The following is a 14,773-nucleotide window of genomic DNA, read 5'->3' as shown; positions in this document are numbered from 1 at the left end:
TAAAGGGCTCATGTGACTACTGTTTATTTCATCGCAGGTTTTATCTGTCTACATCTGATATTAGCCTTTGTTAATGGCATTGGTATCAAAAGGGCGTTTTTTAAAAAACAAAGTTCAATGTCACTATGCTTTGTGGTTAATTGGTTAGTGCCAATTGTTGGGCCAACCACTGTATATTTCATTGTTAGAAGTTCTTTTTCTAATACATCTCCCGGCTCGCCCGTAAAAGATCAATCAGGAAGTAATGGGCTGTATACTGGCGCTGAAGGCCGAGGTGATGATTGACTTTTTTACATTGCCTTAGATATTTTGAGATTCTATACAACCATTTAGTTAACTCGAAGTTCGCAACGCGAGCTTCTGGGACACAAAACAGGACGCATTGTGACCTCCCTTACCAAAAAGCTTTTAATTGCGGTATTTTATGGGCTGGCGCTTAGCGCTATAGCAGCCTGCAATGGCAAGAATGAAGTAAGCCTTGAGTCATTCGTTCGCGCTGAAATGAATGTTTTTTTACGGCAAGAAAAAGCGCAAGTTGCCTCGATTGTTGTCGTCAGCGATGGGAGAATTTACCAAAGCCATTTTGGCAAGCTAAACAATGGGGCAAGTCCAAATAACCAAACCATTTACGAACTGGCTTCAATTACCAAAACCTACACAGGGTTGGTGCTTGCCAAAGCAGTACACGATGGAAAAGTAGCGCTTGATGCGGATATAAGAACCTACCTTAAAAATCAAGAATATGACAACTTGGAACGCTCGGATACGCCTATGACTTTACGCCATTTAGCAACTCACACTAGCGGCCTACCTAAGGACTTTGCGTATACTAAAGAAGATGCTCAACATGGTCTAATTATTGAGCGCTTGTCAGCATACACAAAAGAAGATTTTTTTAACGACTTGAGCCAATTTAATCTTAGATCTGTGCCCGGTGAACGCTACCAATATTCTAATGCTGGTGCCAAGTTAACCGCTTATATCCTAGAGTCGGTTTATAACAAACCTTTTGATTCTTTAGTGTATGAATTCATAACAGCCAAATCGGGAGAGTCGAACACAAAGTTCAGGGGAGCCCCAAAAGGAGTGAATGATGTCATATCTGGGAAAGACCAGAGAGGCGAAGTTATGCCCTTACTCAGCCTATATTCGTGGGCAGAGGGCGGCCTAAGCTCTACAGCAGAATCAATGACAAACTACCTTCTTTATCAGCTCACATCAATAAACCCTGAGGTAACGCTATCCCATGAGCTACTTTCAGGAAATAGCTCAAATCATGGAAAAGCGTTTTTTTGGAATACCTACGAATACAATTCTACTGCGCAAATGCTGTATCACAGTGGGGGCTCACTAGGCACTTCTAGCTGGCTGGCTATTTACCCAAAAAAGCACATTGGGGTATTCATTGTGGCAAATGTATCGACCGAAACTTCGCAAAGTAGGCTTAATGAAGTTTCGAACAACATTGTGGACCATCTTGTCGACCTGTAACAAGACATTCGAAGGTCAGCACAATGCGGTGGCTTTTCGCTTGCAAAGGATTATTGCGAAAACACTTAATACACGTATGAAATCATGTGCTACTGTATTGCGTGATTGAAACGCAAATGATGCTTGACGTTAAATACGGAGATTGAAAATGAAAAGATGGATGCTGGCTTCTTTTGCATTGATCTGGTCTTTTGTTGCTTCGGCAGAAAATGACTTATCCGAATTTGGTAAACAATATTTTTCAGCTTGGGTCGCAACACAATCACCCTCCGCAACTAAAAACGACATTGAACATTATCTGTCTTTTCTAAAATCTGATGTTGCGCATCAGCACCTACCCTACGACTCAGATGATTCCAGATTACCTGACGGCAAAAAGCGTATTCGCGAGGGTATGTTGTTTTATTTAGGCGCCCATTCAGCGCATGAAGCAACATTGGAACACGTTATTCCCGCGCACAACGCGGTTGTTATCACTTACACAACATCGAGCCAGGGAATACACCCGCAAACGAAAGAGCTTGTAGAATTACATTACTCCACTATGGAAGTTTTAGAAATTGAAGACGGCAAAGTGGCAGTGATTAGGAAATATGAAGAATAGCTTAAGCTTCTAAGCCAGAAGGCAGACTAGGTGCACCATAAACATTAAGCTCCTTATACTGCCCGCTATCTTGAACGTTAAACGTCTAGCCTAGGATATATTTAAAGTGAAAAATGGAATTTCAGTTTTTGCAGCCTGTATTGCGGGCATCTTGTTAGCCTATTTGGGTGCGTACTTCACAGGTTACACAGCAGCATTTGTAATGCCTAAATCCTTCGTTGATATAATGTGGTTATGGGACACACTGGTTGTTCAGTTCCTTGGTTTTGGCATTCTGGCAACGGGCTTGGCGTTTGCTCATGCAAAATTCTTCTCAGGCTCATTGTTTAAAAGCCTGCTAGTCCCCTTCGTAATTAGCCAAATTGTTCTTACGTATCCTTTCACCTACGCCCTATATTGGCCGCATATATTTGTGGTATTTGGTTCACTGTCATTAGGATATTGGATAGCAAAAAGCACGATATTAAGCCGCTCAACAGCTAACTAGAAAGGTAAGCAATAGGCAATTTTAGACCAAAAAAGCATCTATCAATCATTCACAAAAGTAGCTTATTTTTTGTAATATGAGATCGGCGACGTACCAAGAGCAATGCAGATTTTCTGACGACGTTATGTATTATCGAAAAAGCGAACAAGCTTTTTGGTGGAACATGTTTGCATAAGTAAGCGTTCGAATACGCTGGTGCATGTCTGTCACAAGAGTGACTTAGGAAGAATTGAAAGGGAGTTTGAACAAGTGAAAACCAAACACTATGAAAGTCTATTTGTAATCAAAAAAACGCTAAGTCAATCTCGTCATTCGAGTGCTTGCTATTATTTTAACTGTGGTAAGCATACCCACATTCTCTTTTGCAGTAGTGAAACTTTTGTCTGAACCCTTTTCATTTGCTGAGTCTGTAAAAAGCGTGAATGTGGCAGGCATAACCGCTTATCTGCTATGGCCGTTTTCATATGTCGCCATTAAAGGAAAAGTGCCATCTACGTGGCACCCATACCAGTAAGTACGAAATTCACTTAATACACCATAGCGAAGGTGGTTGATTACACAAGTAAGCCTCTTTGCCCTTAGTAACAAATAAAGAATGCGTTAGCAGTTTAAGGAAGATTTCTATGGAATTTATGCATTGGCTATTACTCGGCAGTTTTATTATGTGTACTGCTTCGCTTTATTTTGGTTTTCATCCAAAATATTACGACCCAAATAAAGTGTTGGTCGATATGGGCGACCAAGTATTTATATCCCATTTACCAATAGCAAAAATGCACAAGAAGTACGGCAAAACAGTTTCAAAATCGTACGTTGCTAAAATTCAACTCGCAGGCAGCTACGTAACGCTGTTTAGTAGCAGTGGCAACGCTATAGACATTTGGGCTCCTAAAGTTCAATTTGCCAAATCTATTTTTGAACGTGCAAAAACCATATTCACTAACGCAGAAGTAGTGGTAGTAGCTCGCTAGCGAACAGAAAAAAAGAAGGATAACTACATGTACAAAGGCTCTTGCCTGTGCGGTGCAATTAGCATTGAACTTACTGGTTCGATTGAAAGCATTATTCATTGCCACTGTTCATTATGCCGTAAAAACAGTGGTACAGCGTACGCCACCAATGGATTTGTGAATACTAAAGACCTCCGCGTTATCGACCCAGAAAACAAGCTTACTTACTTTGAGTTTAAAGAAGGCAAGTTAAGGCATTTCTGCTCGGTATGTGCTTCCCCAGTTTTTAGTTCAAATGCTAGTAACCCAACAAAGCTTAGACTTCGTTTGGGCATTCTAGACACTGACATTGAGGAGCGACCGTTGTCTCATAACTTTGTTTCATCTCGCGCGAATTGGGATGATTTAGATGCAATGTTGCCCAGGTACGATGGTTTCGAGCCAAGTAGAGCGAAACCATAGATATGGGCAATGGTTTTAAGGTTACTATATTGGTTTTCGCCACAGCCCATTTTGCGTTTAATCGTTACTAACAACATGTCAACGTTTCTGGAGGTTTAAATGGAAATGAACCAAGTAACGCTGCCTGTGGACAATATGGAAGACGCGGTGGCGTTTTACCTTACACTCGGGTTTACTCAAATAGTGGACACCCCGCACTATGCAAGTTTTTCGTGCCCTAAGGGTAATTCAACGTTCTCTCTTTCACTAGAGACAGAAGCGTTTAGAAATGGTGCAGTCATCTACTTCGAAACAGAAGAGGTAGATGCATTGGTATCATCATTGCAAAACAAAGGAATTGAATTTGAGCAGCTTCCTACAGAGCAACGCTACCTGTGGAAAGAAGCTGTTTTGAAAGACCCTTCCGGCAACAAAATAAAACTGTTTTGGGCAGGTAAAAACCGTTTATCTCCCCCTTGGAAAGTAAATAAACGCGGTTGATAGCGCAGCTAAGTTTTTAGGGATATTCATCAGGATACAAATATGGACATTGATTTTTCGAAATATAACGAGCATGAACTTAAAGAAGCGTGGACATCAATAGATGACTATCGGTTTCCCGATAGGGCAATTCAGATTTATAGACTATTAATTGAAAGGGGCTATAGCACCCATGAAGAGTCAGAATATGACGACTCAATACTTTCCAATATTCTGTTTATGCTTAAACCTTTTTTGGGTGGTTTTTTACAAGATATGGTTGAAGAAAATGATAGATGCAGAGAAAAAGAACAAAGAGTATTAGCACTCATCGAATCTGCAAAGCACGGAACAACATAGTTAAACGCTGACGCAAAAGCACACTAAACAATCACCTATGTCCATTGGCCCCACGATGAAAGGACAATCTATGAGTCAACTCTGCAAAGGGTGTGGTAGCCCAGTTGAAGATTCTGAAGAGAACTACAATATGTTCGAACAGATGCACTGGATGTGTTTTCACTTTTCATATGAGCACACGCCAAATGACCCTGAAGAGCCATGCGAAAGCGCAAACTGCCCTTCTTGGCACTTACAAATTTTGAAGGATTTTGTTAGGAGCAAGGGGGAAGACCCCAATGATGTCATTGAAAATGCTATTGCGCTTAAACGAGCTGCTAGTGCTAAGCGCTAACTGTGTCGGCGAGCAAAAGTGTACTTAACACCAATGTTGAGTCGCCATTCATCACATACTTTAGCTATCGAACTATTATAAAAAACAGAAACAAGAAGTAATTTCGCGAAAAGGGATTTCACATGAAAAACATAATATTGGTGTTATTTTTACTCTCAGCTCACAGCGCTTGGAGCCAAACCTATCAGGAAAAGATCGCAGCCTCGAAAGCATTAATTGATAAGCCAATTCAAACTCATCAGTTTTATACACTAGACAAGCAAACTATCTCGTTTGAAAACTTGAACGGGCAATCTATTGTTGCGTACTTTTTCGCCTCGTGGTGCTCGCCATGTTATGCATCACTCAAAAACTTAAACGCCGCTATTGGCAATGTGCCATCAACCGTTCGTGTTGTGGCAGTATCGTTGGATGAAGATTGGGATGACCTTCAAGGCATGCTTGATAAAACAGGCTTCACAGGCGAGGTATGGAAGTCATCTGATGCTACTGCGGTATTAACTAATCGGCTGTTTGCCAACTTTTCAGGCTCGCTACCTTACGTCATTAAGGTTGATGCAAAAGGCATATTACGTGAGGGTGGCTCAAGAATTAAAACAACCGAACAATGGTTAGCTGTTATAAATCAAAGCACGTCTCTTAGCGAGGCGAGCAAACTTTAACAAGAGTCGCTTTATCATTCTCACTTTTGCATAAAGAAGGGCAATATCAATGCATAGGATAGCAACAATACTCTTAATTCTGCTGGTGTCAGGGTGCGCAAGTATTCCTATTTCAACCATGCTAAAGCTCAGCAGCTTCGACGAAGATAGCTTTCTGCTGCTTAAAGGCGAGCAAGTGCGCGCTCAGGTTGCGGTCTCTCAGCCCTACACAATAAACTTCGATAAAACCAAGCTGACATTGGACACAGAGACAGACCTTGGAACACGTCACTTTGCTTTTCCTCTTACACTGGTTAGTGAAACCGAAATACCCGAGGAAACTGGCTTCTTTTCTTCTCGTAAAGCCCAAACTCAATACACGTTTAAGATTTCCGATGAAGGCCTTACGAACTTTACCGAGCTTCAACGCGCGATTGAAGAGAAGCAGCGCGCGCAATCAAAAGCAGGCTTTTCATTCATGGTAAGCGCTGGTTTTAATGAAGAACCATTGCCCAATGAAATCATCGTAGTATCGATTAATTTGCAGCTTAGCGAGGAAGATGGATATTTTGCACTGATAGAAAACGCCGAAATTGAGGTAGAGGAATAAGCGGTGAACTATAACGAATTTAACGAGTTTTGTCAGTCGCTTCCCGCGACTACACATGTTGTTCAATGGGGAAATTCTGATGTGTGGAAAGTAGGCGGAAAAGTATTTGCCATCGGGGGTGGGAAAAGTCTGGCAATGCCGCTTTTACCTTTAAAACATCTGAACAAAATTACTACTTTCTAGAAGAAAAGCCAGGCTACCGCCCTGCTCCTTATCTTGCGTCACGGGGGATGAAATGGATTCAGCTGCACGATACAGCATTGGCAGAAGGTGATGAGCTTAAATATTATCTAAGTGAATCTCATAAGATTGTCTCTTTAGGACTTACAAAGAAAAAGCAAAAAGCGCTTGGATTAAACCAGTAGATATTTGTAAGACCCAAACCGCGTTACTCAGACGCTTTTCCCGAGTAAAAAACTCATCTGTGTTTTTCATTCACCCTGTGTTCACCGTTCTAATCGAATAATTATTTTTGTTGGCACTGTTAGCCACAACTTTTCTCATAAAGAAGGACAATATATGAAGAATAAAAATCGCCTGCTTATATTTTTAGGCCTTATCGTCTGCAATAACGTTTTCGCAGACGTTGCTACTTCTGAGGCACAAATCAGAGGCGTTGTAGAACAGTTTAGAACCAGCATTATCAATAAAGATAAAGACGTATTTAGCAATTTGTTTTTGCATGACAACATTCCTTTTATTGCTGTTTTCAGCGAAGAAATGCTAGCCAAAAAGCGTTTAGAAAATCCTGACTATCCTGCAGCGGTAGATTTTGGGAAATTTGGAGCGCCTGTTGAAATGATTTCTGATACCGATTCACAAGAAGAAAAAATGTGGAATATAAAAGTGCAAACAGATGGCTATCTTGCTAGCGTGCACTTCGATTACAGCGATCATGAAAACGGAAAGAAAAAAGCATGGGGGACCGAGTCTTGGAGCTTGGTTAAAGTGGACACTGAATGGAAGATTACGTCAGTGTCTTTCACTGTCACGGAAATTGACCACGCGAATTGATAGCCGTTACCTTGCGCAACTAAATAGTTTGTTTATTTAACTTAATGAAAGGATATCAACTTGCTTGATGCAGTATTAGCACTTATCTCGGCAACCGCGTTACTCTTAGGTTCACCAGGGCCTGCGCCAATTGCCCTTGCAGCAATGGCGCTACCTATGGCACTCGTCAAGGGCTCCCTTTTCTGTTTGGCATTTTGGCCGGGCTTTCATTTGCTATTATAGGCGCAAGCGCAGGCCTCGCGACGCTGTTTACGGCGTTTCCCAATGTAAAAGTAGCCTGTCAGTTTATTGGGGCAGGCTACATTTGCTATATTGCGGTAAAGATAGCAAGCGCGCCTGTAGCACTAGCAGCCGTAAACCCTAATGCCCCTCGATTCAGAGACGGGTTCATCCTTAACTTACTCAATCCCAAAGCCTACGCGGCTTTTTTGGCTATCTTTTCTCAGTTCCTCATTCCTACGCCGAATACACTAACAAGTTACGTCTTAACCGCATTAGTGTGTTTCGCGGTTGCCGTTATGGTCGACTTCGTTTGGCTATTGTTTGGAGGTATTCTGAAACCTGTATTTAGCCACCCCTTGCACGCGCGAATTTTGCGAATCATTTTTGCTGTTGGTATGGTATCAGCCGTACTGTATTCGTTGTTGTAAAAACACAGCAACATAAATCACCATTTACCACTCATTCAAGGAGAGAATAATGAGACTTTGTGTTATCGCCGTATTTGCTTTAATTTTTTCAGGTAATGTAAAAGCCATTGATATGTTTGGCGCGGTTGAGTTTACTGACTTATCACCTAACGCCAGTGAAAAGGTGTGGGAAAGGGAGAAGCAAGTCATGCCAAGATACCCAAAAGCACTTGTAATGGACGGTGTGCGTGGCTGCAGTGTTTTTGACTTTGATGTAACAGAAGATGGCAAAGCGACCAATGTTGAAATTGTTTCATCACTGCCCAAAGGCGCCAACTTTCGCCCAGTTAAAAAGCAAATACTTCGTTGGGACTGGAAACTTGTTGAGGGTAAAGCAGCAACAAAAGAGTCTAAACGTGTAAGGTTAGATTTTTGTATGAACCGAGAGTCTCGCGAAAGTGTTGAAGCTCAATGCAAAGCCCAAGCACAGATGGCATGTGAATAATATGACTTCGTTTAGCAAAAATATTGCGTTTGCCGTTTTACGCGAAGTCGCCAAGGCAAAGCAATTCCAGCAGCAAAAACAGTATGATGAGGCGTTTATCTGTTTAGAAAACGCCCACGTTCTTGGGCAATCATCTACACGCTGGCACGTGTACGTGCACAGTCTAATGCTGATATGGGGCATTCAAAAACACAGTGTAAACGAAGTGTTTGGCCAAGTTCTTCGTATTGTTGGGGCCGCGAGCAAAACCGCCGTTGGCTTAGTGCCTTCAGGTAACACAGGGGGCAGCAATATTAGCCCGTTTAAGCGTTTGCCTATTGCCTCACATCTTGAACGAAAAATACAGCGAGCTCAGGGTCGATGATTGCCCTTAACATTAAAGTTGATGACCTTTCTGGTGGCGACGTTATTGCGTTGTTAGAAGAGCATCTTGCGGATATGTTTGCAACCTCCCCACCAGAGAGTGTCCATGCGTTAGACGTTGAGGCACTAAAAGCCGACAACATCATTTTCTTTAGCGCATGGAATGGCGCCGACCTTGCAGGCTGTGTTGCAATAAAAACACTTAATAACCAAGAGTGCGAACTAAAATCGATGAGAACGGCTCGCACCTGTCGGGGCCAAGGCGTCGCATCACAGCTATTACTTTTTGCCCTAGAACATGCGAAAATAAAAGGATTCAGCTCGGTAAGTTTAGAAACAGGGACACAGGATTACTTTTCTGCTGCCCGACAACTCTACAAAAAATTTCAGTTTGAAGAATGTGGGCCGTTTGGCAACTATACCCTCGATCCAAACAGTCTCTTTATGACACGAGCCCTTTAAGCCTTTAGGTGCGCTTGCACCGCTATTGAGAAAATATTATGTCGTTACCTCCATGCCCTCATTGCCAATCAGAATATGTTTATGAAGATCAAGCCTTACTAATTTGCCCTGAGTGCGGTCATGAGTGGAACCCCAATGACGTAGAAGAAGAGGTGTCAGCCAATGACGCAAACGGCACCCCTTTAGTAGCAGGTGACAAAGTTACGCTGGCGAAAGATCTGAAAGTAAAAGGCAGCTCACTTATTCTTAAAATTGGTACAAAGGCCGTAATTCGCCACGTTAAAGAAGGCAAAGACCACCAACTTGACTGTAAAGTTGATGGCGCAGGCGAGATGATGCTTACGGCACAGTTTGTTAAAAAGGCCTAGCAGTTAGCCACTTCATTTATAATGGTATCGGCAAGCAAACTAATGGCTTTCGAAGATACCTTTTGTGGATTAACCAAACACACGCCCATATGACCGAGTTCAGGTAACTCAGCTGAACTCGGCAATATATGCAAACCCGGTGGCACTGAGCTTTTTGCCAATACCGTTATTCCCAACCCTTCGTTGATCGCCGTCTGAATACCATTCAAGTCAGCTATCGTATAAACCACCTGCCAGGGTTTCTTTGCCGCTGTTAGCAAATTTATGGCTCGCTTTCTGTAGGTACACGGATTTGGCGCAGCAATCAGAGGTAGCTTGCTTGGAATGCTATTCACAAATCGCTGACTCCCCACCCAAACCAACTGATCTGTCGTGATGTAGCCGTCTTGTTGAGGGTCAGGTGTTTCTTGCAAAGACAAAATCAAATCAAATTGACTTTTAAGCGGCTCACTAAGTAAGTCTTTACTTAACGCACAGTGTACTTCTAACGATATTTCTGGGTAGGTTTGGGTAAATCTTCGGATGATTTTAGGCATAAGTATGGTAGAGAACTCGCTTGGTATACCAAGCTTTATGTTCCCCGTTACTTGCGGTTTGCCAAATTCAGCCATGGCTTGATCGTTCAATGCCACAATCTTCTCACCATATGCCAGCAACTTGCTGCCAGCAACGGTAAGCGATAACTTATTTTTGTCTCGGGAGAAAAGTTTTTCACCCACCATCTCCTCTAATTTTTTAATTTGGAGGCTTATGGCAGGTTGTGTGCGCTGCAACTGCTCTGCGCACTGCGTATAGCTGCCTGTTTGGGCAATAATCACAAAAGATCGCAAAAAGTCGATGGACAAATTTTTCATAGGCTACACACGTTCAAAATATACTCATTTAATAAAATTATGATGCCATATTTTTTATTAATTTTATTTATTCTTTTACCACTTCTACTATCAAATAACACAACAACGCGTGCGCAGTGACCGCAAAACCCTATTTATAAGTTAATCGTCAGCGCACCATAGTACACGGGAGCAAGAATGAATAACCTTAACCACACCCTGAATGATATCGATCCGGATATCGCTGGTTTTATTGCTGAAGAAGATATTCGTCAAGAACACCACATAGAACTGATTGCCTCAGAGAACTACACCAGCGTTGCTGTTATGCAGGCCCAAGGAAGCCAGCTTACCAATAAATACGCAGAGGGTTACCCGGCAAAGCGTTACTACGGCGGTTGTGAAGCGGTAGATAAGGTAGAGCAGCTTGCCATTGATAGAGCAAAAGCGTTGTTTGAAGCCGATTACGTTAACGTACAACCGCATTCAGGATCACAAGCCAATACCGCGGTGTACATGGCTTTACTTAACCCAGGTGACACCATTTTGGGTTTAAGCTTAGATCACGGTGGACACCTTACACACGGCGCTAAGCCAAATTTTTCCGGCAAATTATATAACGCCATACAATATGGACTAAACACCGACACGGGTGAAATTGACTACGATCAGGTTTTAGAGCTTGCGCAAACACATCAACCTAAAATGATTGTAGCTGGCTTTTCTGCGTACTCTCGTATTGTAGATTGGCAACGTTTTAGAGATATTGCAGACAGTGTAGGCGCTTACTTACTTGTTGATATGGCACACGTGGCAGGTTTGGTTGCAGCTGGCGTTTACCCCTCACCAATCAATGCTGCCCACGTAGTGACTACCACTACCCATAAGACGCTACGCGGACCTCGCGGCGGCCTTATTATGTGTAAGTCTAACCCAGAGCTTGAAAAGAAATTTAATTCTTTAATTTTCCCAGGTATTCAAGGTGGACCGTTAATGCATGTTATTGCAGCTAAAGCAGTTGCATTTAAAGAGGCTATGTCAGCGGAATTCAGAATCTATCAAAAGCAAGTTGTAACGAATGCGCGTGCTATGGCAGACGTTTTCATGCAACGTGGTTTTGAGGTGGTGTCTAATGGCACCGACAACCACATGTTTTTGCTAAGCCTAATTAATAAAGGACTAACTGGAAAAGAAGCTGACGCTATTCTTAACAGCGTAAACATTACAGTTAACAAGAATACGGTACCTAACGACCCTCAATCGCCGTTCGTAACAAGCGGTATACGCATTGGTACACCTGCGGTCACGTCTAGAAACTTTTCGCAAGAAGACTGCGCGCAGTTGGCAGGCTGGATTTGTGACGTACTTGAGTCACCTAATGACGGTGCAGTAGTGGCACGTGTAAAAGACGGCGTAGCAAGCATGACTGCAGCACGACCGGTTTATACAACACGCTAACCAAACCACTTCCAACCAATAAAGACCAACAAAAACCCAAACAGATAAACAAGCCCTAGGTAACTTAGGGCTTGTATTCCCTTACTTGGTGCTGCATCAGGGTGAAGTGTCGTTTGCTTAACTAACTTGTGATTTAACCAAGCAAACATTGGTGTTGTGACAAACGCCAAAGTCATCGCAAACCCCAACATGGCCAGTAGCGACGACTTGAAAAACATCACGATGATAAAGCTCACCAACGCCATAATAAGAAGGACAGGCGTAACCAACGCATTTCTTTTGCTTTTATCGTTCTTTAATAAAAGGCTAATTGCCTCAGCCACTACTCTCGCGTACCCGTCATACACGGTAAGTGCCGAGCCAAAAATACAAAGAAATGCCACCAGCGCAATCAGCCAATGCGCCCACTCTCCAATTGTTGATGAGTACATACTAATAAGCTGATGAGAAAAGCCTATGCCACTTGTACTTAGCTCGGTACCACTACCGTACAAAATAAGTGCCCCTAACCCCAAGAACAGCAGCGCTAAAAGTGCTGTGACACCATAGCCCAAATTAAAGTCAAAAAGCGCCGTTTTTGGGGTAACCGCGGACGTCGCACACTGTCGTTTTAGCCATAGTGACGTTATAGACGATATTTCAATGGGAGCAGGCATCCATCCCATGGTAACAACAAGAAAACCTAAACTGGCGATAGCGTAGGGGGAAGGCGGGTTGGCTAAGCGCACTAGCAGGGTTATGATTGATAAGCGCCACAATAAAAACGGCAACGGTCGCCACGACTAGAACGCCCATAATGGCTTTCGCGATGTTGTCTAGCCCCTCAAAATGGCCAGCTAACAAAATTAATAAAATTAGTGCTAAAACCGCGGCACACGACATGGTTATCGCGATATCAAACGGCACAAAATAAGAAAGTAAGCTTGCAGAAAAGAGCAGCAAAGCCGCCGAATTAACCACAGAAGCGATACTATTTAGCCCAAGCGCTAAGCTCAAGTAGCGCTTGCCCATTTTCAGATAACCTTGCTGCAAGGTTTTCCTAGTGCTGATGGTGTAACTTACCCCTGCGCGAAAAAAGGGGTATTTGAGTAAATTAACCAGCAGTATTAGCAACGCTAGCTGCCACCCAAACTTGGCTCCTGCCTGAGTGGATGCCACCAAATGACTTCCTCCAACGGCAGCCGTTGCCATAAGCACACCGGGGCCCAACAGTTTCAACCACGCGACACATCGCGCATACAACGACAAGTTAACGTGGGACTGCAAGGTAACCTCTTGAAGATAATGACAAAGTAAGAAGTCACCTTATCAGGTAAAACGCAGCCAGAAAAGCCGCTTACCAAGGGTAACTAGAAGGTATATAGCGCACCTGTAAATAAAAATGCGCTGTTGTCGCTATAATCACCGCGAGCAAATCCATCTCCTTTAAACAGGTATGCACCGCCCAGTGATAGCCTTAATTCTGGCAATATCTGATAACGCCATCTTGCTTCTACCTGGTGACCTATAAAGCTGTCCACATCTTGAGGGGCTTTTTGATACCAATAAGCTTTGTAACCCAACATGATATTGTGCTGAGCTGTTGGCGTCGATACACTGCGAAGACCAGCGGTTTTTAAGTTTCTGCGCAATAGTCCTTGATAAACGTCTGTAGGCCCAAAATCGAAACGTCTTACACCATATAGGCTGTCAAAATTTGAAATAGTGTTATCGGTGCTGTCGTTGTCACCGCTAATAAAATCAAATTCAGCGCGCAAAAAGGTATGGTAATTAATTTTTTTACCTATGTAAGCGAATAGCAAATAGGCGCGAACGTCTTTATCAAGCGTATCGTTTGACGCTGCCGTTTCGTGGGCACTGCCTAATTGCCCGATAATTTCGGTATTAGCTCGCCATCCATTAGAGAAATTCGCTGTGTAATCAACTGAAAACGTGAATAAATCACGGTTTCTTGTAGCAAGTGATTCACTGTCATCCTCTTTAAACCAGTAGCTTTGCAACTTTATGGCGTTGTCATTTGATGCTGCATACAACCCAAATAGTTTTCGTTCGCTAAAGCTTTTATCGAATGCACGCGTATTGTTATCTAAACTTGCGCTGTCATTTGGAAACCGTGAAACGGGCAAAATATAAAGACCATCTACTCGCCAGTTGGCAAGACTACCCTGTACCACTACCCCATCGTAACTATTGGTTGCATTGCGATAAATTGCCTTTGCCAATAAGCGTCGGCTGCCGTAATCCAGCTCCATTCTTCCCATTTTTATAAGCGAAATGTGTCCCAACGCATTAGCGTTGTTTTCACTTCCACGCGCATTGAGGGGCTTATAAGTAACGAAGAGCTGTACGGGTTCACGTGTATTGACCTGACTTGACGTTAACGTAGGGTCGTTGTCATCCAAAAACGCACGCGAGTCTCTTATGTCTAACGTCGCACCGAAGTTTTTGTATGATAAGTCGGCATTTACAATAAGGCGGGTCGATAACCGCTGGTTGCTCTTTTCACGCAATGACATCTGTGTGGGAAATATGGGGTTATTTAATGCTTCGTAGCGAACACGAAAAGAGCCCGACACATCAACTGTGAGAGAGTCGTCGGCTTTCACCACGCATGACAAACTAACCATGACTGCGCTTAGAAACAACAAACAAAAAGTGCGACGCATTTAAACCCAAAATAAACGACGAAAAGTCGTGCAGTATATAGAGGTTTGTTGAAAATAGCGCTGGTGATATGTTGTTT

20 protein-coding genes and 2 pseudogenes are annotated in these 14,773 nt (G+C 42.9%); 19 read left to right on the top strand and 3 right to left on the bottom strand.

Translation table 11 applies throughout. From position 1 onward, the window contains the following. The first annotated feature begins 384 nt into the window (after positions 1–384). From V6N89_RS02645 to V6N89_RS02560, 18 genes and pseudogenes are all read left to right on the top strand, one after another. Entirely contained in the window at positions 385–1,491 is a 1,107-nt protein-coding gene (locus tag V6N89_RS02645) for a serine hydrolase domain-containing protein (RefSeq protein ID WP_338520014.1), read from the top strand. Between the two features lie 148 nt (positions 1,492–1,639). Next, positions 1,640–2,095, top strand: a complete 456-nt coding sequence (locus V6N89_RS02640; protein WP_338520013.1) for a nuclear transport factor 2 family protein — start codon at positions 1,640–1,642, stop codon at positions 2,093–2,095. Positions 2,096–2,201: 106 nt separating this feature from the next. Next, positions 2,202–2,582 (top strand): hypothetical protein, encoded by a 381-nt coding sequence (locus V6N89_RS02635; protein ID WP_338520011.1) that lies wholly within the window; start codon positions 2,202–2,204, stop codon positions 2,580–2,582. 623 nt (positions 2,583–3,205) lie between these two features. Further along, positions 3,206–3,553: a hypothetical protein gene (locus V6N89_RS02630; protein WP_338520009.1), complete on the top strand. Its 348-nt coding sequence runs from the start codon at positions 3,206–3,208 to the stop codon at positions 3,551–3,553. A 27-nt stretch (positions 3,554–3,580) separates the two neighbouring features. Then, positions 3,581–3,994 (top strand): GFA family protein, encoded by a 414-nt coding sequence (locus V6N89_RS02625; protein ID WP_338520007.1) that lies wholly within the window; start codon positions 3,581–3,583, stop codon positions 3,992–3,994. A gap of 99 nt (positions 3,995–4,093) precedes the next feature. Further along, on the top strand, positions 4,094–4,474 hold the full coding sequence (locus V6N89_RS02620) for a VOC family protein (RefSeq protein ID WP_338520005.1): 381 nt from the start codon (positions 4,094–4,096) through the stop codon (positions 4,472–4,474). Positions 4,475–4,516: 42 nt separating this feature from the next. Beyond that, on the top strand, positions 4,517–4,813 hold the full coding sequence (locus V6N89_RS02615) for a hypothetical protein (protein ID WP_338520003.1): 297 nt from the start codon (positions 4,517–4,519) through the stop codon (positions 4,811–4,813). Positions 4,814–4,883: 70 nt separating this feature from the next. Beyond that, a complete protein-coding gene (locus V6N89_RS02610; RefSeq protein ID WP_338520002.1) occupies positions 4,884–5,147 on the top strand; it encodes a hypothetical protein in 264 nt (87 codons plus the stop codon). Between the two features lie 122 nt (positions 5,148–5,269). Then, positions 5,270–5,809, top strand: coding sequence for a TlpA family protein disulfide reductase (locus V6N89_RS02605; protein ID WP_338520001.1), 540 nt, complete (start codon positions 5,270–5,272; stop codon positions 5,807–5,809). A gap of 49 nt (positions 5,810–5,858) precedes the next feature. Beyond that, positions 5,859–6,398 (top strand): hypothetical protein, encoded by a 540-nt coding sequence (locus tag V6N89_RS02600; protein WP_338520000.1) that lies wholly within the window; start codon positions 5,859–5,861, stop codon positions 6,396–6,398. Positions 6,399–6,401: 3 nt separating this feature from the next. Further along, positions 6,402–6,763: pseudogene (locus V6N89_RS02595) on the top strand (MmcQ/YjbR family DNA-binding protein). Positions 6,764–6,917: 154 nt separating this feature from the next. Further along, complete coding sequence (locus V6N89_RS02590; protein WP_338519996.1) at positions 6,918–7,412, top strand: hypothetical protein; 495 nt, start codon at positions 6,918–6,920, stop codon at positions 7,410–7,412. 60 nt (positions 7,413–7,472) lie between these two features. Then, complete coding sequence (locus V6N89_RS02585; RefSeq protein WP_346993366.1) at positions 7,473–7,634, top strand: hypothetical protein; 162 nt, start codon at positions 7,473–7,475, stop codon at positions 7,632–7,634. Further along, positions 7,607–8,062, top strand: coding sequence for a LysE family translocator (locus tag V6N89_RS02580; protein WP_346993365.1), 456 nt, complete (start codon positions 7,607–7,609; stop codon positions 8,060–8,062). The genes V6N89_RS02585 and V6N89_RS02580 overlap by 28 nt, the downstream gene beginning before the upstream one ends. A gap of 49 nt (positions 8,063–8,111) precedes the next feature. Then, positions 8,112–8,546, top strand: a complete 435-nt coding sequence (locus V6N89_RS02575; RefSeq protein WP_338519993.1) for an energy transducer TonB — start codon at positions 8,112–8,114, stop codon at positions 8,544–8,546. A 1-nt stretch (position 8,547) separates the two neighbouring features. Further along, on the top strand, positions 8,548–8,910 hold the full coding sequence (locus V6N89_RS02570; protein WP_338519992.1) for a DUF3703 domain-containing protein: 363 nt from the start codon (positions 8,548–8,550) through the stop codon (positions 8,908–8,910). Continuing rightward, positions 8,907–9,371 carry a GNAT family N-acetyltransferase gene (locus V6N89_RS02565; protein ID WP_338519991.1) on the top strand — a complete coding sequence of 155 codons (465 nt, stop codon included), beginning with the start codon at positions 8,907–8,909 and terminating at the stop codon, positions 9,369–9,371. The genes V6N89_RS02570 and V6N89_RS02565 overlap by 4 nt, the downstream gene beginning before the upstream one ends. A gap of 38 nt (positions 9,372–9,409) precedes the next feature. Then, positions 9,410–9,739 carry a zinc ribbon domain-containing protein YjdM gene (locus V6N89_RS02560; protein ID WP_338519990.1) on the top strand — a complete coding sequence of 110 codons (330 nt, stop codon included), beginning with the start codon at positions 9,410–9,412 and terminating at the stop codon, positions 9,737–9,739. Here V6N89_RS02560 and V6N89_RS02555 read toward each other — a convergent pair. After that, positions 9,736–10,593, bottom strand: coding sequence for a LysR family transcriptional regulator (locus V6N89_RS02555; protein ID WP_338519988.1), 858 nt, complete (start codon positions 10,591–10,593; stop codon positions 9,736–9,738). The two genes, V6N89_RS02560 and V6N89_RS02555, sit on opposite strands and share 4 nt — an antisense overlap. 177 nt (positions 10,594–10,770) lie before the next feature. On the opposite strand from V6N89_RS02555, the gene glyA reads away from it, so the two are divergent. Beyond that, positions 10,771–12,030 (top strand): serine hydroxymethyltransferase, encoded by a 1,260-nt coding sequence (glyA, locus tag V6N89_RS02550; protein ID WP_338519986.1) that lies wholly within the window; start codon positions 10,771–10,773, stop codon positions 12,028–12,030. On the opposite strand, the pseudogene V6N89_RS02545 reads toward glyA, so the two are convergent. Both V6N89_RS02545 and V6N89_RS02540 read right to left on the bottom strand, forming a co-directional pair. Next, positions 12,027–13,221: pseudogene (locus V6N89_RS02545) on the bottom strand (divalent metal cation transporter). The gene glyA and the pseudogene V6N89_RS02545 overlap by 4 nt on opposite strands. Before the next feature lie 158 nt (positions 13,222–13,379). Further along, the gene (locus tag V6N89_RS02540; protein ID WP_338519985.1) at positions 13,380–14,657 is read right to left on the bottom strand and encodes an alginate export family protein; all 1,278 of its coding nucleotides are present in this window, start codon (positions 14,655–14,657) and stop codon (positions 13,380–13,382) included. Positions 14,658–14,773 lie beyond the last annotated feature (116 nt).

Source organism: Alteromonas gracilis, assembly GCF_036870955.2.
In the GTDB taxonomy this organism is placed as follows: Bacteria; Pseudomonadota; Gammaproteobacteria; order Enterobacterales; family Alteromonadaceae; genus Alteromonas; species Alteromonas gracilis_A.
Note: the sequence above shows the minus strand (reverse complement) of the source record. Positions and strands in the feature narration are given on the sequence as shown.

What these genes read in the sequence shown, in the direction of transcription:
- V6N89_RS02640 (WP_338520013.1), top strand. Translation starts at nt 1,640, where the DNA reads ATGAAAAGATGGATGCTGGCTTCTTTTGCATTGATCTGGTCTTTTGTT.
- V6N89_RS02630 (WP_338520009.1), top strand. Translation starts at nt 3,206, where the DNA reads ATGGAATTTATGCATTGGCTATTACTCGGCAGTTTTATTATGTGTACT.
- V6N89_RS02625 (WP_338520007.1), top strand. Translation starts at nt 3,581, where the DNA reads ATGTACAAAGGCTCTTGCCTGTGCGGTGCAATTAGCATTGAACTTACT.
- V6N89_RS02620 (WP_338520005.1), top strand. Translation starts at nt 4,094, where the DNA reads ATGGAAATGAACCAAGTAACGCTGCCTGTGGACAATATGGAAGACGCG.
- V6N89_RS02615 (WP_338520003.1), top strand. Translation starts at nt 4,517, where the DNA reads ATGGACATTGATTTTTCGAAATATAACGAGCATGAACTTAAAGAAGCG.
- V6N89_RS02610 (WP_338520002.1), top strand. Translation starts at nt 4,884, where the DNA reads ATGAGTCAACTCTGCAAAGGGTGTGGTAGCCCAGTTGAAGATTCTGAA.
- V6N89_RS02605 (WP_338520001.1), top strand. Translation starts at nt 5,270, where the DNA reads ATGAAAAACATAATATTGGTGTTATTTTTACTCTCAGCTCACAGCGCT.
- V6N89_RS02600 (WP_338520000.1), top strand. Translation starts at nt 5,859, where the DNA reads ATGCATAGGATAGCAACAATACTCTTAATTCTGCTGGTGTCAGGGTGC.
- V6N89_RS02590 (WP_338519996.1), top strand. Translation starts at nt 6,918, where the DNA reads ATGAAGAATAAAAATCGCCTGCTTATATTTTTAGGCCTTATCGTCTGC.
- V6N89_RS02575 (WP_338519993.1), top strand. Translation starts at nt 8,112, where the DNA reads ATGAGACTTTGTGTTATCGCCGTATTTGCTTTAATTTTTTCAGGTAAT.
- V6N89_RS02570 (WP_338519992.1), top strand. Translation starts at nt 8,548, where the DNA reads ATGACTTCGTTTAGCAAAAATATTGCGTTTGCCGTTTTACGCGAAGTC.
- V6N89_RS02565 (WP_338519991.1), top strand. Translation starts at nt 8,907, where the DNA reads ATGATTGCCCTTAACATTAAAGTTGATGACCTTTCTGGTGGCGACGTT.
- V6N89_RS02560 (WP_338519990.1), top strand. Translation starts at nt 9,410, where the DNA reads ATGTCGTTACCTCCATGCCCTCATTGCCAATCAGAATATGTTTATGAA.
- V6N89_RS02555 (WP_338519988.1), bottom strand. Translation starts at nt 10,593, where the DNA reads ATGAAAAATTTGTCCATCGACTTTTTGCGATCTTTTGTGATTATTGCC.
- glyA (WP_338519986.1), top strand. Translation starts at nt 10,771, where the DNA reads ATGAATAACCTTAACCACACCCTGAATGATATCGATCCGGATATCGCT.
- V6N89_RS02540 (WP_338519985.1), bottom strand. Translation starts at nt 14,657, where the DNA reads ATGGTTAGTTTGTCATGCGTGGTGAAAGCCGACGACTCTCTCACAGTT.